General features: G+C 49.8%; 19 protein-coding genes and 1 tRNA gene. 8 read left to right on the top strand and 12 right to left on the bottom strand.

What is annotated here, in order from left to right; genetic code table 11:
* Nucleotides 1-20 precede the first annotated feature (20 nt).
* Nucleotides 21-860: a metallophosphoesterase gene (locus FKCLFG_RS07510; protein ID WP_472615583.1), complete on the bottom strand. Its 840-nt coding sequence runs from the start codon at nucleotides 858-860 to the stop codon at nucleotides 21-23.
* A 254-nt stretch (nucleotides 861-1,114) separates the two neighbouring features.
* Here FKCLFG_RS07510 and FKCLFG_RS07505 point away from each other — a divergent pair, with 254 nt between their 5' ends.
* Complete coding sequence (locus FKCLFG_RS07505; RefSeq protein WP_472615582.1) at nucleotides 1,115-1,534, top strand: PH domain-containing protein; 420 nt, start codon at nucleotides 1,115-1,117, stop codon at nucleotides 1,532-1,534.
* Between the two features lie 165 nt (nucleotides 1,535-1,699).
* Here the strand turns inward: FKCLFG_RS07505 and FKCLFG_RS07500 are convergent, their stop codons facing one another.
* Entirely contained in the window at nucleotides 1,700-1,852 is a 153-nt protein-coding gene (locus FKCLFG_RS07500) for a DUF3079 domain-containing protein (protein ID WP_472615581.1), read from the bottom strand.
* A 563-nt stretch (nucleotides 1,853-2,415) separates the two neighbouring features.
* Here FKCLFG_RS07500 and FKCLFG_RS07495 point away from each other — a divergent pair.
* From FKCLFG_RS07495 to phaP, 6 genes are all read left to right on the top strand, one after another.
* Nucleotides 2,416-2,568 carry a hypothetical protein gene (locus FKCLFG_RS07495; RefSeq protein WP_472615580.1) on the top strand — a complete coding sequence of 51 codons (153 nt, stop codon included), beginning with the start codon at nucleotides 2,416-2,418 and terminating at the stop codon, nucleotides 2,566-2,568.
* Nucleotides 2,569-2,936: 368 nt separating this feature from the next.
* A complete protein-coding gene (locus FKCLFG_RS07490) occupies nucleotides 2,937-3,587 on the top strand; it encodes a YcbK family protein (protein ID WP_472615579.1) in 651 nt (216 codons plus the stop codon).
* A gap of 221 nt (nucleotides 3,588-3,808) precedes the next feature.
* On the top strand, nucleotides 3,809-4,288 hold the full coding sequence (locus FKCLFG_RS07485; RefSeq protein WP_472615578.1) for an RrF2 family transcriptional regulator: 480 nt from the start codon (nucleotides 3,809-3,811) through the stop codon (nucleotides 4,286-4,288).
* 73 nt (nucleotides 4,289-4,361) lie between these two features.
* A complete protein-coding gene (gene hmpA, locus FKCLFG_RS07480; RefSeq protein WP_472615577.1) occupies nucleotides 4,362-5,567 on the top strand; it encodes an NO-inducible flavohemoprotein in 1,206 nt (401 codons plus the stop codon).
* A gap of 64 nt (nucleotides 5,568-5,631) precedes the next feature.
* Nucleotides 5,632-6,042 carry a group III truncated hemoglobin gene (locus FKCLFG_RS07475; RefSeq protein ID WP_472615576.1) on the top strand — a complete coding sequence of 137 codons (411 nt, stop codon included), beginning with the start codon at nucleotides 5,632-5,634 and terminating at the stop codon, nucleotides 6,040-6,042.
* A gap of 623 nt (nucleotides 6,043-6,665) precedes the next feature.
* A complete protein-coding gene (gene phaP / locus FKCLFG_RS07470; RefSeq protein WP_472615575.1) occupies nucleotides 6,666-7,232 on the top strand; it encodes a TIGR01841 family phasin in 567 nt (188 codons plus the stop codon).
* Nucleotides 7,233-7,390: 158 nt separating this feature from the next.
* On the opposite strand, the gene FKCLFG_RS07465 is transcribed toward phaP, so the two are convergent.
* The 3 genes from FKCLFG_RS07465 to FKCLFG_RS07455 form a co-directional block, all read right to left on the bottom strand.
* Entirely contained in the window at nucleotides 7,391-8,161 is a 771-nt protein-coding gene (locus FKCLFG_RS07465) for an SIR2 family NAD-dependent protein deacylase (RefSeq protein ID WP_472615574.1), read from the bottom strand.
* Nucleotides 8,162-8,894: 733 nt separating this feature from the next.
* Nucleotides 8,895-9,149 carry a hypothetical protein gene (locus tag FKCLFG_RS07460; RefSeq protein ID WP_472615573.1) on the bottom strand — a complete coding sequence of 85 codons (255 nt, stop codon included), beginning with the start codon at nucleotides 9,147-9,149 and terminating at the stop codon, nucleotides 8,895-8,897.
* A gap of 233 nt (nucleotides 9,150-9,382) precedes the next feature.
* Entirely contained in the window at nucleotides 9,383-9,538 is a 156-nt protein-coding gene (locus FKCLFG_RS07455) for a peptidoglycan-binding domain-containing protein (protein WP_472615819.1), read from the bottom strand.
* A 222-nt stretch (nucleotides 9,539-9,760) separates the two neighbouring features.
* Here FKCLFG_RS07455 and FKCLFG_RS07450 point away from each other — a divergent pair, with 222 nt between their 5' ends.
* Nucleotides 9,761-11,806 (top strand): hypothetical protein, encoded by a 2,046-nt coding sequence (locus FKCLFG_RS07450; protein WP_472615572.1) that lies wholly within the window; start codon nucleotides 9,761-9,763, stop codon nucleotides 11,804-11,806.
* Nucleotides 11,807-12,549: 743 nt separating this feature from the next.
* Here the strand turns inward: FKCLFG_RS07450 and FKCLFG_RS07445 are convergent.
* The 7 genes from FKCLFG_RS07445 to cysS form a co-directional block, all read right to left on the bottom strand.
* Nucleotides 12,550-14,298, bottom strand: a complete 1,749-nt coding sequence (locus tag FKCLFG_RS07445) for a DUF6538 domain-containing protein (protein ID WP_472615571.1) — start codon at nucleotides 14,296-14,298, stop codon at nucleotides 12,550-12,552.
* A gap of 201 nt (nucleotides 14,299-14,499) precedes the next feature.
* Nucleotides 14,500-14,593, bottom strand: a tRNA-Ser gene (locus tag FKCLFG_RS07440).
* A gap of 107 nt (nucleotides 14,594-14,700) precedes the next feature.
* Entirely contained in the window at nucleotides 14,701-15,951 is a 1,251-nt protein-coding gene (locus FKCLFG_RS07435) for an aspartate kinase (RefSeq protein WP_472615570.1), read from the bottom strand.
* Nucleotides 15,952-16,083: 132 nt separating this feature from the next.
* On the bottom strand, nucleotides 16,084-17,544 hold the full coding sequence (tilS, locus tag FKCLFG_RS07430) for a tRNA lysidine(34) synthetase TilS (RefSeq protein WP_472615569.1): 1,461 nt from the start codon (nucleotides 17,542-17,544) through the stop codon (nucleotides 16,084-16,086).
* 4 nt (nucleotides 17,545-17,548) lie between these two features.
* Nucleotides 17,549-18,523 carry an acetyl-CoA carboxylase carboxyltransferase subunit alpha gene (locus FKCLFG_RS07425; protein ID WP_472615568.1) on the bottom strand — a complete coding sequence of 325 codons (975 nt, stop codon included), beginning with the start codon at nucleotides 18,521-18,523 and terminating at the stop codon, nucleotides 17,549-17,551.
* A 31-nt stretch (nucleotides 18,524-18,554) separates the two neighbouring features.
* The gene (locus FKCLFG_RS07420; protein WP_472615567.1) at nucleotides 18,555-19,202 is read right to left on the bottom strand and encodes a DNA-3-methyladenine glycosylase family protein; all 648 of its coding nucleotides are present in this window, start codon (nucleotides 19,200-19,202) and stop codon (nucleotides 18,555-18,557) included.
* On the bottom strand, nucleotides 19,199-20,614 hold the full coding sequence (gene cysS, locus FKCLFG_RS07415) for a cysteine--tRNA ligase (protein ID WP_472615566.1): 1,416 nt from the start codon (nucleotides 20,612-20,614) through the stop codon (nucleotides 19,199-19,201). The genes FKCLFG_RS07420 and cysS overlap by 4 nt, the downstream gene beginning before the upstream one ends.
* Nucleotides 20,615-20,964: the final 350 nt, after the last annotated feature.

Raw genomic sequence — 20,964 nt, 5'->3', positions numbered from 1 at the left:
TAACTTGTTTCCGTTGGTGATTACGACGGGACCTCGATGACGAGATTTTCCCTGAATGCCGCCTGTTCGCCCTTACTGAAGTAGCCAAGCGGGTTTGCAACGACTCGACATGCCCACGGTTGTCCATCCTTTTCGCCTTCAACAATATAGTCATTCAGGCAATGAAGATGTCCATGCATCCAGACGTGCGCAAGTGGGAAAAGGTCGTCTAGCGCACTGCAAAAGCCAGAGGTGCCCGGCGTATGCCCGTATCGCGGGTCGGCACTGCGCAGGCTGGGTGCAAAGTGCGTGACCGCTATGGTTGTGCCGTCGAATGGCACAGATAGTGCCTCCCGAAGCCAAGCTTGGCATTCAAGTGACATCTCCCGGATGCCCTCTGCCAGAAGGGGTTCTCCATTCTTCAGCGTTGTGTTTTTTCTCAAATAATAGTTCGCAGCACGGTAGGCTTTTTCCAGTAACTGCATTCGCTTGGTCATGCTCGTCTGGTTGCCGACGAGTGCCTCGAAGTCACTCCACAATGTGGTGCCGATGAATCTAACACGTCCGAGTGTTACGACTTCCCGCTCCAACCAGGTAATGCCGAGACGGTCACAAGTCTCGCGGAGTCGGGCGTACGTTTCATCGAACTCAAGTGAGTCGAATTCGTGATTGCCTGGTACGTATAGGACCTTCGGACAAGTTGAGCCCGGCCGCAGTGGTGAAAATCGTTCCAGACCAAAGTCGTCGGTCGTCAGGCGCGAGCCACATTGATAAGAGCCGATGTCACCCGCGAGTACCAAAACGTCAATGTCGGGAGCGAACTGGGGCAAGAAGTCAGGATAACGTTCTAAATGAAGGTCGGAGAAAAGTTGTATGCGCATAACTTAAGGAGTATAGAGAGTTGCCGCCAGTCGCTCCAGATGCAGATTTTGAGTTGCCCCACTGTTCACAAATCGCAATAATGACAATAACTTGGAAAGCATGTGCCTGGTTTAGTAATTTCCCGACAGATTGCTCACTTGGCGGCCGGCGCTAACACATTCCCGTGCTTTCCTGGCCCGGTATGAAACTGATAAGATGATTTGCACTAGAATTGCAATCCACTCCCATATCAGGCACCCCTAAAAGCGCAAACATGTCTCAAGAGCAAACTATCTGGTCCGGAACACCTTCTCAAGTAATTAACCTTGGAACCTATGTTTTATGCATCCTGTTTTTCTGGTTGATTATTCCTGTATTTATTTTGCTCTGGAAATGGCTGGTGGTTCGCAATACTCAGTACGAGTTGACCACGCAACGATTGCGGCTGCGCAGCGGTGTGCTTAACAAGGAGTCGAGTACTTTGGAACTCTATCGTGTGAAAGACTTTACAGTTGAACAACCATTATTTCTCCGGTTGTTCTCGGTTGCAAACATTATTTTGGAGACCTCCGATAAATCCCACCCCACCGTTGTGATTCGGGCAGTTCCTGATGCGGAAGCGCTCGCGAGTACGATTCGGGAACATGTTGAAACCATGCGCCGGGGCCGCGTGCGTGAAATGGACCTGGCTTAAAACTGTAATCCAGCCTCTTACCTTTTTGGCCAACAACATTCTCCAACGCAGGGCTGTCCATCATCCCAGGGATAAGCACCCTTGCCTGTTATCTCACGTCTGAGATTTGCCGCTGAGGTCCAGGCGCCCTTCCGATTCTGACAGTTCGGCAGGAGCATCGAGGCCTCAATCAAGCCAATCATTTCCAAACAGTTCAACCGAATACTGTGTGCAGTCCGAGCCGTTTTCACATGCAAGGGAATCGGCTGGGCAATATTTGTCGCAGCCCCAGCAAATCCGCTTGGGGTTACTTGGATGAATGGGGAGTTTTTGGGCCATTGGAAAGCATCTTTTACGAAGTTGAAATGTGTAGACAATGCATTAGTTCGTATCACTCGAACCTTCTGCAGTCACAACTGCAGAGAAAATTCAGCGTCACCTCGATAACTAGAGCACCACATTGCGATGTATTTTCCATCTGCAAACTTATCCTCTAGTGACTCCCGAATTGCGTCCGCCATCTACGTGCATCAGGCTCTAGGAACTGCAGTATTGTTGAGAAGCCACTCCCTCGATGCTGCCAGTGTGAAATTAGAACAGACGCTGCTGGGGCCGACTCTAAACTAACCCAGGCCGTCGATTTTTACTGACTCATCGCAAGACCCCTGACACCTTTACTGCATGCGAGTTTTCGAACCAATAAAGCGGGTCACTTAAAATCGGCGCCATGGGTCAAAAATTCATCGACTCCAACAAACTGGAGATAAAACCATGGTGATGATGAACTAAGCGACTGGCTGGGTCCGCTCGCGGAAAGGTTAGCCGGCGGTACTCCGCGCGACCTGTCACGCTGGGAAAGCGTGGAGTGGCCCGTGGACCAGTATAAATTGGCAGACTACAGAATGCTCCACGACTACTCCAGCGAATTTCCGGAAGGTCTGCGAGAACTCATCATTTGCGACTCGGAACTGGGCGTGTTTGACGAAGTGGTACGGGAACAACTGCGGGAATGGCGGCTGTCCCATGTCGACACAAAAGTCCACACTGGAAGTTGATGTCTTTGGTAAACTAAGCTTTGGCAAGTGTCAAGTTAGTTTAAGCGGCGGCTACTTGAATCTTTTCGGTAAATCTTCTTTAGGAAAGAGGTTACTTCCCCGAAAGTCGGCACGACCAGCTACTCGTGTCTCTAGCAGCCTACCCGTAACGATTCATCAAGGTTTTCCCTTTGATTCAGGGTGCCAAAAAGTGAAAAGCAAGTCTACAATTGTGGCCGACCGCAGATACGTTTGCCTGACCGCCGGAATTATTCACACTGCCCCCAACACAACACACCCGTTTATTTCTTCTTTGCTTCTCAGGGGCCACCTTAGGGCCCAACATCCACCATACGTTTAAAACTTTCATGCCCTCACGTCGAAAATTTTTGAAGCAAAGCTTGCTTTTGGGTTCATCGGGATTATATTTTTGCAAGATTGCATCCGCAACATCGTCGACGCTCTCGCCAGAGACGCCGAACATTTCCAAGCCGCGCACCGCATTGCTCCCACCGCAACCACCACCAGACCTCTTTGACGCCCAGCTATTGGATTTGGAATTCTGGTTGAAACCTCGGGTATTAAACGTGATACGCCCGGCCAGCAATGAGCGTGCCAAGTTGTTGTATTGGAAAGACGGGGAAATCCAAGAATCTGCTTACCAGCAGCTATGCCATCTGTTACGCGATGTACACGGTAAGCAAACTGCACCGATTGACCCTAAGTTACTCGAAACGCTCTGGTGCACTCAAGCCTTTATTGCGCGCTATGGGATGGTCCAGCCGCTGGAAATCTTATCGGGATACCGCACCGCAGCGTCCAACCAAGCTTTAATCGAGACAGGGGTGCCGGCGGCGCGCAAATCGTTGCACCTGGAAGGACGCGCGGCCGACATCCGCTTCGCAAAATTGGACTCGGAAGTGTTAGGTGGCTTGATACGCAGCTTCCGCCAAGGCGGGGTAGGTTTCTATTATCGGCAAAGTAGCCGCGGTGGGTGGATTCATGCCGACACCGGTTTGGAGCGGGTCTGGAAAGGCTGACGGCGTAAAGTCCATTATCCCAATCAAGTAACGAGTCTAAGGCTACGCTGCGTTGCCAGTGCCTTATTGGGTTACTTGATAGGGTACGGAAAAATTCGTACTCCGGCATTCCCATGGATAGCGGTGTGTTCCACCCGGTGGAATCAACAGAGAAACTGCATAAGGTGCATTGAATATGCATATTTGATAGAATGCATCCATGCTTCTTCAATGGTCCTGCAATGCGCCTAACCCACTTCACAGACATTGGACTTCGTGTCCTTATTTACCTCACCCGCGTTCGCGAGGCTCAATCGTCTGTGACGGTTGCAGAAATCGCTTCTCAATTTGACATATCAGTTAACCATCTGGTGAAGGTGGTCGGTCGTCTTGCACGTGCCGGATGGATACAAACGACCCGCGGACGCAACGGCGGCATGCGTCTTTGCATTGACGCATCAGCCTTGAAAGTTGGAACCGTTCTGCGTGAGTTAGAAGGTGATGCGGAGTTAGTCGATTGTGACGGCCAAGCATGCCGCCTTAATCAGAACTGCGGACTTCGTGGTGCTTTACAGGTAGGTCTTCATGCTTTCTATGAGGCGATGAATGCCTATACGCTGCGGGACATTGCAGAAGGGGCCACAGGGGAACAGATTGTGCTCATGCATCGCACTTTTCTCAGCCAGTCACTGCACACCAGAACTGACGCATCGATTAACTGACAGCACCGCCCATCCAAACCGGCTTTTTTTTGTACTTTAAGTTGCATTTAATATGCAACAATTAGGAGAAATAATGATTTCATCCGCTTCACGCCCTTATATCGATGCCAGCGTACCTGTGCTACGCGAACATGGATTGGCAATTACCCAGACGTTTTACCGTAATTTATTTGTTGCGCATCCAGAGTTATCCAATCTTTTTAATATGGGCAATCAGGCAAACGGCGCCCAGCAGCAGTCACTCGCTTCCGCGGTCTTTGCTTACGCAGCCAATATCGACAACACCGATGCTCTTGGGCCTGTGGTGAATCGAATTGTCCACAAACACGCTTCCGTTGGTATCACTGCGGAGCACTATCCAATTGTGGGACGCCATCTCATCGGAGCAATTCAGGAGACCTTGGGTGATGCCGCATCGCCACCTTTGTTGGCAGCTTGGGATGAGGCGTATAGAAGTCTGGCCAAACTTTTCATTGAGGCAGAAAAAAAGCTTTACGCCCATGCCGGTGTCGCGGCAGGCCAGTTGCATAACATGCGCGTGACAGAGGTGAACAAGGAAAGTGAAGAAGTAGCCTCTTTCACCATGCAAGCAGCAGATGGACAGCCTGTGCCTAGTTTTAAACCCGGGCAGTACGTCAGCGTCTCAGTCGAGTTCGAAGATAACAGTCGCCAGCTCAGACAATACAGCCTGTCAGACGCCCCCAACGCCGACTTCCTGAGGATTTCGGTCAAGCGCGAAAGAGCCGGGGAAGAAACGCCGGAAGGACAAGTATCCAACTGGCTACATGACAACGTCGCATCAGGTACCATTCTGCAAATTACGCACCCGTTCGGCGAATTTATCCCCGATACGGAGTCAATTGAACCTATCGTTCTGATATCAGCTGGTGTCGGCATCACCCCGATGATTTCGGTGTTGAATCGTATTGCGGAAGTGCATCCATCACGCTTTGTAATTTTTGCGCATGCAGCACGTGACGAACAGTATCATTCGCACCAAACCGATATAAACGCGGCAAAAGCATTGATGCCTAACCTTCAGAACGTCACGTTCTATGAATCCACATCTGATATTGCAACAAGCGATGGAAGTATTCATGAGGGGATGATGGACGTGTCCAGACTTCCTATGTGGCCACGCTCTGAGGCCAACGTCTACATGTGCGGACCGTTTGGTTTCATGAAAGCGCAATGGCTAGGTCTGGTGGAGGCTGGCGTACCAGTGACACGACTGCATCGGGAAGTATTCGGGCCTGAAATGCTGGATTACTTGAACTAAGGCGTACGGTGGACTTTGGCGTCTGCCATGTAACTTTCTTATTTGTGAGAACTCAGGGAAAACGATGCTGCAATCCGGTACGCTTCAGAACAGTCTGAAATTTCAAGCTATAACAGAGGAATCCATTCGTATTCTCGTCGACACTTTTTACGTTGCTGTACGAAAGGATGAAGTCCTGGGACCGGTATTCGAGAATGCATTGCAGGGGCGATGGTCGACTCACATGCCTAGGATGGTCGATTTTTGGTCAACAATCTTGCTCAGTACGGGAAGATTCCAAGGAAACGTCTACGAAAAACATATGGCGCTTAAGGGAATAGAGAAAGAGCATTTCGTTCGATGGTTATCTCTGTTTAAAATGGTAGTAACGCATCTTTATGGCGATGATGCCACGATTAAAATTTTACAGACCGCTGACCGCATTGCCGGGAGTCTGCAGCTTGGTTTCTTTGGCGAGCGGCCAGTACGTTTGTGACCGCTTGATGCACTGCCCCGGGCTGATGGGCAAAAGAATCAGTACGGATATCAGGTTCTGGCGGTCTATTGACTGGAGCTGCGGTTATCAGTTCGTTGCCCTCCCAGCATTAGAAGTTCTCGCTCCGCCAATCGATGAAATCTTTCCAATCGACCTTGCACTGCAAAAGTCACCATGTCATCAAGATGTAATCACCCAATAGTATCTTTCGTCTGTCCGATTTCTTCAGCATGTTGAAATTTTTTTGCTCGCAGACTAGGGTCTGTAATCGAGCTCTACCGTAGCTGGCGGTCGGGAAATATTCCAGCACCAACAACTGGGAATGATTAATAACAGCGCACTGTCACAATCATTCCATGGTCGAATTTTCCAGCGCAGTGCAAAAGCACCGAACAGCAAGGTAGCCTTTGCATGACGGTTGCCCAGAAAATGACCGGAGAAGTCTGCAGTGCTTGGCCACTTTGGAACACGTTCGAGAACGTGTGGAGGTACCCTCCAATAATTTCCAAAATTATTCGCAAATAACTGTGGACAGCATTAAATCTTCCGGTAGAATACAAATTGTTGCAGCGCACCATTTTACCGGAAGGCTGCTTTATCCATCGCATCCAAAGGAAAAAATCATGTTCTCAAATACCCAACAATTCTCAACCGCTACTAAATCTCTTTTTGATAACCAATTCGAGGCATTCAACGCACTCACGAACAAAGTTGTAAGTTCGGTGGAAAAAGTTGTCGCATTGAACCTGGCTGCTATCAAAGCATCAACAGAAGAATCTACTGCGGCTGCAAAGCAACTGATTGCTGCCAAAGACGCACAGGAGTTCCTGGCACTGGTTACCGAACAGTCGAAGCTGAGCGCCGAAAAAGCGCAGTCTTACGGTCGTCACCTGACTGAAATCGCCTCCAGCACCCAAGCCGAACTCAGCAAGGCAGTTGAAGCGCAAGTCGCCGAAACCAAAGGCAAGGTAACTGCCCTGGTTTCAGAAGTTACGAAAAACGCACCTGCTGGTTCCGAACAGGTAGTGGCCATGTTGAAATCGGCCATCGATAATGCAAGTGCCGGCTACGAGCAACTGAGCAAGACTGCCAAGCAAGCCAATGAAACTGTGGAAGCGCATGTTGCTAAAACAACTGAACAGTTCTCGAAAGCAGTAGAAAAAACGACATCACTGGCTACAAAGAAGTAATCAATAGCTAGCAGAGCAAAGCAGTATTTTGACGGGCCGCAAATGCGGCCCGTTTGCATTTTCTCAATACTGTTTTGCCTGCGTGTGGATTTTTGATGTTTGACTTGCCTCCCCCGCAAGTACACTTCGAACGCACAACTGGCATTATCTCAACCGGTTCAAAAGCGCCCAGTGGTATCTAATTCACGCCGAATCTCACGAACTACCCGCTCCACGAGTTCTGGCAAGAGGTCTTCAGCTTTACCTTCCAGTACAACCTCCGCTGCGTTCGCCAATAGTGGCGGCTCAACATCAATCACGATGAGCTTGGCTCCATGGCGAAGAGCGATTACGGGTAACTCTGCGGCGGGGTAGACGGCTGCGGTGGTTCCAACAACCAGAATCACGTCACACTGGCTTGCACCCATTTCGGCAGAAAACAGCGCTTCTTCCGGCAATGCTTCGCCAAACATGACGACGTCCGGCCGCATCGGCGCGGAGCAGTGAACACATATTTCGGCAAGCGACCCCGTGCCGGATGTGCCGCACCCGCCGCAGCGAGAGGACATCAAATTGCCGTGTAACTCCAGCACCCCCTCACACCCCGCCTGCTGCAATAACCCGTCGATGTTCTGGGTGACGAGCATTGTTTCGCGCTTGTGTTTTTGAAGTTCTTTCAGTGCCAGGTGGGCGGCATTTGGCCTCGCAAAAGCGATTTCCTTTCGCCTCGCTGCCCAAAAAGTGGAAAAAGACACGGGGTCTTCGTGATAAGCGTCGATATGGGAGTATTTGAGGTTATCCCCCGTTACCCAGAGACCGCCAGAATCACGATAGGTTGGGATGCCAGAAGCCTTCGACAGACCTGCGCCGGACAAGACAAGGATGCGGGTTGCTTGCCCGAGAAAAAGTGCAGCGTCGCGGATGGCCGCAGCAGGGGATGGACGATTCATGGTTTATATGGTCACTCTAAGCCACAGAAGCATCATGACAAACGCGAGATGTGATTGGCGTGGTTAATGGATTTATTGAGTTAAATGACCTGAAGAAAAGCTGCATTATCTCAAATTAGGATAGCAACTACCGGCCGCGAACCTGTTTCGCTTACTCCAGCGCGAAGCGGACGCGGCTGCGAACGAATTCACAACCCTCAAAGACCTAAAATCCCCAAACATTTGGCTGAGCGTTCCCGCAGGATATCTGCAATTTGTTAACACAGACGATGTGCGGGAAGGGAAACCTTTCGAGGTATATGACCCTGAAATTTGGTGTGCCGCCCTAGCGAGGTCATTAATGGCAACGACTGGCGTGATGCCCCCGATTCCGCGCTACCAATCGTTTCCCTGGGCCGCATCCGTTGGCCAGGCGAACCCTTTGCGGCTGGATATTGTTTTCGATGACCGATATTTTATGGCGTCGAACGAATTAAATTTTTTGAACACACTCTTGCTCTCATGATGTTTTATTGAGATAAAAGGAATTGCATTGTGCTGTATTCGCAAGATTGTAACGGCCAAGATTGCCAGGTTCTAGCCCGGCATTCTGCTCAATATTGTGTTAATCAGCGTGTGATTATTTCCAATAATCAACGCCATTTTGCCAAAGGCATTTCTCAAAATGTCCTTGGCAGTGCCATGTCGCATTAATAATTATCAACGCTGACAGGTGAAAAGAATTGGAAGCTGATTAACAATTCATTGCAGCAGCGTCAACTTGGTCAGGGGTTGTGCCGTCCTCATCCCATTCCAGCGCGTCCCAATGCTCTTCCTCATCATCAGAGAGGTTATTGTATTTGATGCCTTCCCGTTGGAATTTTAGCGAAAAAGAGACTGCCTTTGGTAGTACCAAGTAGCTATCAGCCACGGCGTCATCAAGCGCATTCCATTGAGATAAAGACGCACGAACCTGTGCATCTGTGCTTCGGTGCAGATATGTTTGCATGGCGGTAGTGGGGCTTGAACCGACGACCTCGTGATTCAGAGTTACGCGCACTGCCAGCTGAGCTACTTCCCTACATCTACACTTGAATCTGACGTAAGGCCAGGACCTCGAACCCTGACACCTACTCCCGTCGGCCCCACGGTATTAAAAACATCTACGGCTATTCTTCTCTCCGCTAATCGGCGAAAAATCGCATTGCTCTTGGCAACCGTTTCGGATTTAAAGTGGCCATTTCAGAGCCGCTGCATGTAAGCCAGTAAGTTCGGAAAAGTAATATCTGGATTGAGACCTTCGTGTCGCTCGTATCGCGCGATAGCCGCCCGACTTCGCGGTCCTACATTCCCATCAGCGACTCCACTCAGGTACCAGAATCCATATTCGCAGGCCAAGGCCAAACCAAACCGGCGTCAACCGGCCATCAGGGCGATTCGAGCCGAACGTCAGCGGTGTCCCCCGTTCGAGGACGTAACCTTGCGCTCCCCAGCGCTTCTCGTCCGGACATTTAAAGCTGATTGCTATACATATTCCGACTAACTCTAAAACACCTGCCGGTATTCATTGGGGAGGCCATAACGCAAAGCCGCACACCTGACTTCAAATCAGGGGTTCGTATGAAATTAAAAATGTCATTTAAATTCAATGATTTAAAAAATTTGCGTTACGACATAACGTATGTTCATAACGCAATGCGACTATCCCAATTGAGTGCCGTCGGGGCCGACCCCGAAATGGACCTTACGTATACACAACTTATTGAACTCCATCGCCTTCGCATTTCAGACAATTCTTCTGCGGGCAGCACTCCCCCCATTGATACCCAGGTTTTTCGAAACAATCGCTCAACACTGAACAGTTTCCTTAATTTTTTAGGGAAATGCGAGGCAAATCGGGTTGGGCCAGAATTTATTGCGCAATTTGAGACGCGCTCCCGTGAGTATCTCTTGCAATGGGAAAATAACCCAAAGAGTAGGTCTGACCGCCAGTCCCATCTACGTTCCTGGCACCTGACGGTGCAAGAAATTCAGAACCAACAGTTGCCTACAAAAGAGCGCCCTTTTCATGCCGAACTACGCCGTTGTTTGGCACTGCAGGACCTTCCTCCGAAAAGCTTGGCACGAAAATTCGGCATTTCAACATCTGCGATGCATCGATGGGGTGCCGGCGCATTTCCGAACGTTAGGGGATTACCCTCTCTTCGTCGCTTGGAAAATGCGCTTGGACTGAGGCACGGCCATCTTGAATCACTTCTTCCAACAGAATCTCCCGATGAGAATGTTGCTACACCGCCCCCAATATCGTTTCGTGAGCGGGTTCAGCGCCAAGTCTATGGGCTACCGCTGTCAAGCCTCAGCCCAGAATGGTTGGCAGAATGGAAAAACTTCGTAGACTACAAAACTTGTATCTCACCGGAATTAAAACGAAATGCATCGTGGCGAGTTCTTCCCCAAAATGACCTCATGTCGCGACCCGAGACCATATGCATGGTGGACGGCATGGGTTGCGAAACCGCAAACTTTACACTTGAACGACTTCGCTATTTTATGGGCTTTCTTTGCCTCTCACCCACGCCCCCCGCCGGTTGGGCCGAACAGGTTAAGGAAAAGCAGATTCAGGCAGGGATAAAATTCCCGAGGGAACCTGTCTGGCGTAGCGGTCTAGGTATTGCCCTGGAGAAAATTCAAACTTTAGCCATCCTAGCAAATCCTAAGTACGTTGACGCATACTTCCGGTTCATGAAATCGGGGTCAAATGGCCTCATTCACGGCGGTCACCGCGCATTTGCCGCGTTCGTGGCTGAGCTTACACGTGAACACACAGGATACCTTTGGCAACAACCCCATCTTGCTAGCAGCATCCCGCTCGAGTTGCTCGGCAAAAATAGCTGGCACGCTTTCTGCGCAACAGGTTATAAAATGGCGATGGAATGGAAAAAAGTAGCAAAACAAATTTCCAGGGACCCTGATGAACCACTACGCCCGCTACTTGACCTTAAGGAGCCTTTACTCCCCTTGTTTCGTGCAATTAACCGACTAGATGAACTTGCAGCTGAAGCTGCACCTGGCAGCAAAACGCAAGCGGAGCATAAACGTAATGCATTACTTGTCATGCTGTTAATCAGCAATCCACTTCGGATTCGAACGGTCAGCTTGATTCGCTGGCGCGACGACAACAGCGGGAATCTTTATCGGCATGCTGATGGACACTGGCACGTACGATTATCTGGTGACAATTTCAAAAACGACGGAGGTTCGTCGCTTACTGATTATGATTCGCAACTTGGCCTGACTGACCTTGCCGAGCGGCTTGAAGACTACCTCACTGAATATCGCCCGGTACTGGTCAGACAGCAGCCGTGCAGCGAGTGGCTCTTCCCTAACGGGCTGACAGGAGGAAAGCATCTCACATTAGACATAGTATTTACGAGAATTACCAAGCGACACATCCCCGAAGTGCATTCGTTTGGCCCGCATGGCGTCCGCCACCTTGTGGCCACCTATTCTCTTAATAAGTCACCGAGCAATTTTCGCGGTGTGGCGCATCTTCTTCATGACCGCTTGGAAACTGTTTTGATACGATATGACCGTGAAAAAATAGACAAGGCGTTCAATCAGCATAACGTGCACTTGGCGGAGCTGGCGAATATGGTGAATCGCTAGTCTTTGTGACAGAAGCTATCGGCATGAAGTCTAAGCGAAGCCCCTAAGTCCACTGCAGGGCCAGCTATGAACTTTATCCTAGTTACGTAGTGCAGTTAGGGGTTATCGACTTAATCGCCAACAGTGTTCCAATCGCAATCAGAGCCAATTGAAAACATTATGCGCACCTGCGCAGCAACGATGGCGCTGAACGACAGTTTGCAATTTTAGCGTCAAGCTATGAACGGATGTAATGGCCAAAATTCTTATGCGACACACTTTCGCAAATCGTATCGGGAAATGGCTACGCAACAAACTTAGCAGTATCCTGTAAGCAAGATAGCAAGAATGATAAGACAGGAAAAACGGTTTTTTCCGATTCAATGATTAGTTGGGAAAATGCACGGTTTTACTTGCTAAAGCCGTGCTAGTCCTTGTTGGATGTCATGGCATTCGGCCCAATTTGCCCGGATAGACACATAATGTACTTTAGATCCGTGATGTACTTTCAACTATGTGCTCTGAGCAGGTGTCAGGTGCCACCTGGAGCGCAACGCGGCACCATCACCGCTGTTATTGCTGTAGGGGACGCTTTGGGGCAACATTGCGTTCGGATTGTCTCCTATCCGAGCGCAAGGCTTTAGAAAATCCGAGAATCCCAGGTCGATTGGGCTTTAGAAGTGTATTGCAGAGATGCCGCGGAGCCATTCCCTCCGCGGCATTGCATTGCATCTTATTGCCAGGATTGAAGCGGCAAATTTCTGCTAGAGATAAAACAATTTGGCGTCCACGTTATCCCACGGGTCGTCCACATGAAGATGCGACAGGTCGAGCTCGTCATACCGCAAACTTTTGATAGCATCGCATAGCATGACGAAATCATACTGGCAGTTGGCACCTTTGTTATACACCCTCCCCGCACTTTCTTTTCCCAGCCAGTGACCGGTCAGTGCATCCCTGACTTCCGGAATGACCTTGCACTGCGTCATACGTTGCTTGAAAACATACCGGAACGAGTGGTAATCCAGCTGGGGCGTCGTCAACCACTGCTTTCCCAACAGCTTTCCGAACCATTTTCCGACCGCATTGGACCAGATACCGTATTTATTGTTATTTTGCAAAGTCGGGAACAGGCGCTCAGCACCACCGCGTTTCAGCTCACACACGTAGCGTAGGAAACCGAGCTTGGTGAGCTCGTCGTGAATTGGCACTCTGCGGAAACTATTCTTCGTTTTTAATTTCTGCGTCTTCGGGTCCAGATTGCAGATACGCAGAGTCCAGACGCGGTTGATGATTTCGATGTCGACCATACGCATCTGCGCAAGTTCTTCGATGCGGGCACCCACGAACGGGCCCATTAGGGGCAACCAATAGGCGGCTTCCCCTGCCTGCCCTCTGGGCAATTTGTGTTCGGTAAAAACCGGGCTGCTGTAAATTTGGTTGAGCTCCCACATCTCGAATGCACGCCGGTCTTTCTCAACGCGCTGCCGCTGGCCGTTATCCGGGACTTCAATGTCCTCGAACGGGTTGCGCCCCTCCTTAATGTCATTTTCATCGCGATAGGCGTTGACTACCGCACGCATCAACCCGAGCCGGTTTTTGATGGTTTCCGTAGAAAGCTGTCTACCCAATAGCATGTCGCGAAAGGCTTTGACGTCGCCGCGTGTAATGCACGATGCCGGGTTGGGCCCCATCAGTTCATTCCATAGTTGAAACATGTGCGATACCGTATCGCGCGTTTTAGTCGGCCGTATTTTGGCCTTTAGCCACACGTTGAGATAGTCGCTGAATGTCGGCTGCAGGCGCACGGGAAGCGGCTCTGGAGGCGTCGGTTTCTTCTTGCCATCGAGGCGGGCACGCTGCTCCTCCAAAATGTTGATTTCGGTTGCCAAAAGCTTTTCGCAAAGTAGCTTGTACGCGGCGGAATCCGGGAGGGCCGACAAGGCTTCACCGTCCAGAAGCTGGCTGGCCGTCTCCTCGACCGCTTCGTAGTTTTCGCAAGCCTGCGCCAGCTGGTAATACTTCAACGCCGCATCGGCATCGGCCTTGCGCTGGCACATGTCAGCCATACAAATGGGCCGCATCGACCGCAGTTCCTTTTCTTCACGTTCCAGCATATGGGCGTAGTAACGCTGCATCAACCACGTAATCATGTCCTCCCGCAACTCGATGACGTTCAACGTCGGCTTCACCGCGATGCCGTCACTGAGCAACCGAAGGCGAACGGTGGCGACCCGCAATTCGAATGCGGCAGATTCTTTCGACAGTGCATTGCAGGCGAGGACGAAATCCGTCGTTTCGAGCGATTTCCATACTTGGGAGTGGTTTTCGAAACCCTGCACCAAGTCCGCCGGAACCTTGCGCTTGAAGTAGAAGACGCCGTTGCGCTGCGCCAGGTACGGGGGAAATGCCCTGCCCGTGGCCGATTGACGGGAAGCAGTCTGATGCTGTTTTTTTGTTAAGGGCTGAGCGGCAGGATGCTGCTGAGGGAAAAGACGAACAACGGTAGCCATATTAATACTCCTGAACAATGTGTATGTCCGGAGTACAGATAGGCAAGTTAGCCTTTTTCAGAAATACGCAGAATATTTCTGAATATTTCTAAATATAATCAGGCGACGCTACACCATACACACTCCGGGGTAGCACCGTCGACAGGATGGGGTAGCACCAAAAATGAAAAAACCCTTGAAAAATCAAGGGTTTAGTGATACTGGCGGAGACTGAGGGAGTCGAACCCTCGATACAGGTTTAAGCCCATATGCTTCCTTAGCAGGGAAGTGCCTTCGACCACTCGGCCAAGTCTCCACGTCTTAGCGGGAATAATTACCTGCTGCGACAAAGAAAAGGATCATATCTTCTCGGATGCAATCGGTCAAGAAATCTATGCCTTAAAACGCATTTTGACGCGCTTTTTATGCATTTTCCAGATTAAAGGTCTTATGCAGGGCACGCACTGCCAACTCCATATATTTTTCATCAATCAAAACTGATATCTTGATTTCAGAAGTAGAAATCATTTGAATGTTAATACCCTCTTCAGACAAGGTACGGAACATCTGTGAAGCAATTCCTACATGACTGCGCATGCCGACACCGACCACAGATACCTTCGAAACTTTGGTATCGCCGACAATGCTGGCTGCACCAATGTGCGCCTTAACGCTTTCGTTCAAAACATCCATCGCCTTGGTATGTTCATTGCGCAGCACCGTAAAAGTAAAATCCGTCTTGCCTTCGACTGATTGATTCTGGATGATCATATCGACTTCAATATTGGCATCCGCAATAGGGCCAAGAATCTGATAGGCAATTCCTGGCTTATCAGGCACTCCCAGTACGGTAATTTTGGCTTCATCGCGGCTAAATGCTATACCAGAAATAACGGCTTGCTCCATATGTGTATCTTCCTCAAACGAAATCAGTGTACCGGAATTAGCTTCTATTTCCAGCGGTATCATCGGATCAGTCAGCGACGACAGCACCCGTGTCGGCATTCTGTAATTACCCGCAAATTCAACCGATCGAATTTGCAAAACTTTTGAACCCAGCGAAGCCAGTTCCAGCATTTCTTCAAACGTAACTGTCTTCAGTCGTCGTGCCTCGGGAACCACACGAGGATCAGTTGTGTAGACACCATCCACATCCGTAAAGATCATACATTCTGACGCCTGCATTGCAGCAGCCACGGCAACCGCTGATGTATCTGAGCCGCCGCGTCCCAGCGTGGCAATATTACCGTCTTCATCCACGCCCTGAAAACCGGCAATGATAACGATTTTCCCTGCATCCAGATCGCGACGCACTTTGACGTCATCAATAGATTGAATGCGCGCCTTGTTAAACGCAGAGTCAGTCTTGATCGGCACTTGCCAGCCGGCATAAGAGACGGCTTTTTTTCCAATCGCCAACAGGGCCATTGATAACAAGCCGACGGATACCTGTTCACCAGTGGCGGCAATCATATCGAGCTCGCGCGGATCTGGTTGATCCATTAGCTCTTTGGCGAGACCAATCAAACGATTGGTCTCGCCAGACATTGCGGAAGGAACCACAATAATTTGGTGGCCGGCATCATGCCACTTTGCAACGCGCCGGGCTACATTTTTGATGCGCTCAGTTGAGCCCATCGATGTGCCGCCATATTTATGAACGATTAAGGCCATGGGGATTAAAAGGTTGACTTAAAAAATGGAAAAACGTAAAAAACAATCTTTGACTTTACATGCTGCAACGCAAAATAACAAGTGGCCGCCTTGGAAAATCCAGCTATAAAGAGCGGCAGGCATAAACCCAAGTTAAAAATCGTCCGCTTGCCAGCGCAGTGAAATTTTCTGCCCCGGCGTATCCAGAAGGTGAAAGCGATGACAGTCCATACCGATACCGGCCGCAAATAAAACCGCACCGTCGCACGCCGTAATGACAGGCAGACGCGCACGCTCCCAGGCTGGAACATTGCAGGCCTGATAATGTGACTTTAGACTTTTGGTCGGACGATTTAGCGCTAATTTCATTCGCTCACCACCACAGCGCAGACGAATCGTCAGAGGCTCATTAAGCAACCACTCCTCATCGATTCCCTGCTCCGACACATCAAAATACATAATGCCGCTGTAGGCTGGAAAAACAATCTGTCTTTCCCCCATCCAGCGAAAAGATGCCGGCGCCACAGATAATCCGGCCTCATCGAGTTTGGGCGTCATGAATATGCGATTGTGATAACGACGAATATGACAATCGGCGTGCGTTACACACAGTTGCGCATCCTCCTTCGCTTCCAGTAACTGCACCAACATTTCGCTTAGCCAAGCGGTAGATGGCATTCTTACGCCGCGCGAACCGAACCAGTAACGCAGCAAATTATAGGTTCGATCCGGACTCAGGCGCCTGAGGTGCCTGATATCCAGGCAAACGCCGTTCTGACAATCTCGCAAATCCAGTTCCGCCAATGCAATCAATAAGCGCTGTGCCGACTGTGCATGCTGTGCGGTTCTGGCAAGACGCTCCTGGAAACCCGGAAAGGATTGCGCCAGTGCCGGCATCACTGTATGCCGTAACGCATTACGCGCATAACGAAGATCGGAATTCGACTCATCCTCTACAAAACTGACGTCATTTTTAGTCGCAAATGCTGCTAACTCTGCGCGGGATGCCGTCAATAGGGGGCGAGCCATCTGCACACTGGCATCCCCCAGCAAATCAGGAGCGGCATTCTGGATATCCATACCGGATAGTCCCGCTACTCCAGAACCACGCAATAATTGCAGCAATACAGTCTCTGCCTGATCGTCCTGGTGATGTGCAGTCAGTAGTATTGATACATGATGTTTGCGGCATAACGCTCCCAGTGCTGCATAGCGTCCGATGCGTGCAGCTTCTTCTATGCCAGTCTTGGTCGATTTTTCAACCGTGATTTTCTGCGCATCAAACTGAACATCCAATTGTTGGCATTGCGCGTCACAGTGCGCCAACCAGTCGTCTGCATTACGGCTGATCCCATGATGAACATGGAACGCGCACAGGGCAAATCCATATTTGATCGAGAATTTATGCGCCATATGCAGCAAGACTGATGAATCGAGTCCACCACTGTATGCAATCGCTAATTTTGGTGGTGTTTCATGCAAGCCTGGCAAAACCGACACATCATCGTCAACCGGTCCATTTTGCATATTTCCAGAAGCAGAAAAGCGCGCCAGGATATTATTTAGCGCGCGTTCGAAGGCGTCGTTGACTAACGCAGCCTGATTATTGTTCACAAGATTACTCCGAAGGGGAAATTTCCTTGAACTTACCGTAACTCATCAGTTTTTCATGACGTGTTGCGATCAAATCCTTTGTTTTCACGCCTTGAAACTGGCGCAAAGTATCGGCTAATGCGCGTTTGAGCAACGACGCCATTTGCTTCGGATCGCGGTGGGCCCCGCCTAGTGGTTCGTTAATGATCTTGTCGATCAGTCCCATTGCCTTGAGGCGATGTGCTGTCAGGCCCAATGCCTCGGCCGCATCGGAAGCACGTTCAGAGGTTTTCCAGAGAATGGAGGCACATCCTTCGGGGGAAATTACAGAATACGTCGCATATTGCAACATCAGCACCGCATCGCCGACCGCAATAGCCAGCGCACCGCCTGAACCGCCTTCACCGATAATCGTCGCAATCAGCGGCACTTTAAGCTCGGCCATTACATATAAGTTGTGACCTATTGCTTCCGACTGTCCGCGCTCTTCGGCATCGATACCAGGAAATGCACCTGGCGTATCGACAAAGGTAAACACCGGCAAGCCAAATTTTTCAGCCAGCTTCATTAGGCGCATTGCCTTGCGATACCCTTCCGGCTTGGGCATGCCGAAATTGCGCAATGCGCGCTCCTTGGTATCCCTGCCCTTTTGATGACCGATCACCATGCAGGACTGTCCATTGAATCTGGCTAAACCACCCACAATGGATAAATCATCTGCATAAGTGCGGTCGCCATGCAACTCGTGGAAATCAGTGAAAATTTCGTTTACATAATCCATCGTGTATGGACGCTGCGGGTGCCGTGCAATTTGCGAAACCTGCCAAGGCGTCAACTTTGCATATATATCTTTGGTCAGTTGCTGGCTTTTTTTGGACAACCGATCGATTTCTTCGGAAATGTCGACCGCTGAGTCATCTTGCACAAAGCGCAATTCTTCAATTTTGGTCTCAAGTTCGGCGATCTGTTGCTCAAAATTGAGAAATGTTGTTTTAGTCATCGTATTCCTTGTCACTTCAACTGAAGCGGATTCAATATTCTACCGGGACAGGGTCCAGGCTACGCCACAAATACCACGTAGCTACAGTACGCCAAGGCTCCCAATTGGCAGCCACTTCACGAACAACGCTACGAGAAACCGGTTCGCCTGAAAAATAATTCATGCTAATACCTTTGAGCAATCCAAGATCGTCCAAAGGCAAAATATTCGGACGTAGCAGATTAAATATTAAAAACATTTCTGCTGTCCATCGTCCAATACCGCGGATCTGAATTAACTCTTCGATGACATCTTCATCATCCATTTCAACCCATTTGTCTGCATGCACCCGTTTTTCCTTGAAGTGCTCTGCCAGATCGAAAATGTATTCTGTCTTACGCTTAGACAATCCACAACCAGAAAGTCCCTCCAGCCCCAGCTTGAGTAATTGTGCAGGAGTACATTTTGGACTTGCCAACAACAATCTTTGCCAAGCAGCTTCTGCTGATTTGACTGATATTTGCTGCCCGATGATGGAACGCGCCAAGGTTGTAAACGGCTCACCTCTGCCCACCAAATGCAGATCACCGAATTGCGGAATCAATCGGCTCATGATGCGGTCGCGCTTCATTAACTGGACTTTAGCCTCAAGCCAATAAGCAGGGACATCCTGTATCGTCATACTGTTTGTATCATTCATGAACGACGCCAGTCGGTTGCGCCGCCAGCCTTGTCTTCCAATACGATCCTGCTATTTAATAAAGCTGCGCGAATGCGGTCCGCTTCTACGAAATTTCTGCTTTTTTTAGCCTCGGCACGAGCATTGATCATCGATTCAATTTCATCTTCAGATAATGAGGACACATCTAAATCTTGCGCAACGTCGTTTGCTACGGTACGCCCCTTCAAGAAGTCATCCGCTTCACGTTGCAGCAGTCCAATCGTACTGGATAAACCGAGCAACTGACGGGCCACCATGGGGTTTTGGGTCCGGTTGAGTTCATTTGCCAACTCGAACAAGATTGCAATTGCCAGCGGCGTATTGAAATCATCCGCCATCGCCTCGGCAAAGCGAATCGCATGCGGTTCTTGCCAGTCCAGTGGTAATTGATCGCAAGCAACCCCCTTGAGCGCCGTATAAAGGCGAGTCAAAGCACCTTTGGCATCATCGAGATGCACATCCGAGTAATTGAGCGGACTACGATAATGGGCGCGCAGAATAAAAAAGCGAATCACTTCCGGATCATATTTCTTCAACACCTCGCGGATGGTGAAAAAATTACCGAGAGACTTCGACATTTTCTCATTGTCGATCCGCACAAATCCATTGTGCATCCAATAGTTGACAAATTGATGCCGATGCGCGCCCTCGGATTGCGCAATCTCGTTTTCGTGGTGGGGAAATTGTAGATCCTGGCCGCCGCCATGAATATCAAAATGCTCGCCCAGAATTTGCTCTGACATGGCGGAACATTCGATATGCCATCCTGGCCTTCCCTGGCCCCAGCGCGAATCCCACTTGACTTCATCCGGCTCGGACTCTTTTGATGCTTTCCAAAGCACGAAATCCAGTGGGTCGCGTTTGCCGACATTAAGTTCAACCCGCTCTCCGGCACGCAGATCGTCCAAGGACTTCCCGGACAACTTGCCATAGCCGGCAAAGTCACGCACCGAGAAGTTAACATCCCCATCGGTAGCCCGGTAGGCCAAACCATTCATTTCTAGTTTCTCAATAATGCCCAGCATCTGGGACACATAGTGCGTGGCGCGCGGTTCATGATCTGGTTTTTGCACTCCCAACGCCGCGGCGTCTTCATCCATTGCCTGGATAAAACGATTGGTCAATTGCGAAATGGTTTCGCCGTTTTCTACCGCACGTTTAATAATTTTATCGTCGATGTCGGTGATGTTTCGCACGTATGTAACGTCATAACCCGATGCACGCAACCAGCGCTGAACCATATCGAATACCACCATCACGCGCGCGTGACCCAGATGGCAATAGTCATAGACAGTCATACCGCAAACATAGATGCTGGCCTTGCCAGGCACAATAGGAGTAAATGCCTCCTTTTCACGCGCAAGCGTGTTGTAAATCTTTTGGATGATCATGTGGAATATGTGTTTCAGTCGAAAGTGTATGTATTGCAATGCCTGTCCATGCTGACGCATGTAACGGCATTGCAATAAGGATCGCCGAAATCCTTTTAATTGTGCTTATTTGATAGAATGACTTTTTCGCCGAAGTATAACATTGATAAATCCATGCCTTTTGCCACTCTTCATTCAGTAAATCTGTCCGCCAATTGTGTTTTTGGTCGAACTATTACCCTGTCTGGCCTGTTGTTCGCTTCCATACACTAATACCGTTCTTCTAACTAACTTGATACGTGCCAATTTTCTGATGATGCATGCAGATGCCATAAGGCCATTCTGAATCTCGTCGATGATGAATTTATCGT

The organism is Gelidimonas denitrificans (assembly GCF_055694065.1).
The sequence above is the reverse complement of the archived record's forward strand: the minus strand, read 5'-3'. Positions and strand labels throughout refer to the sequence as shown.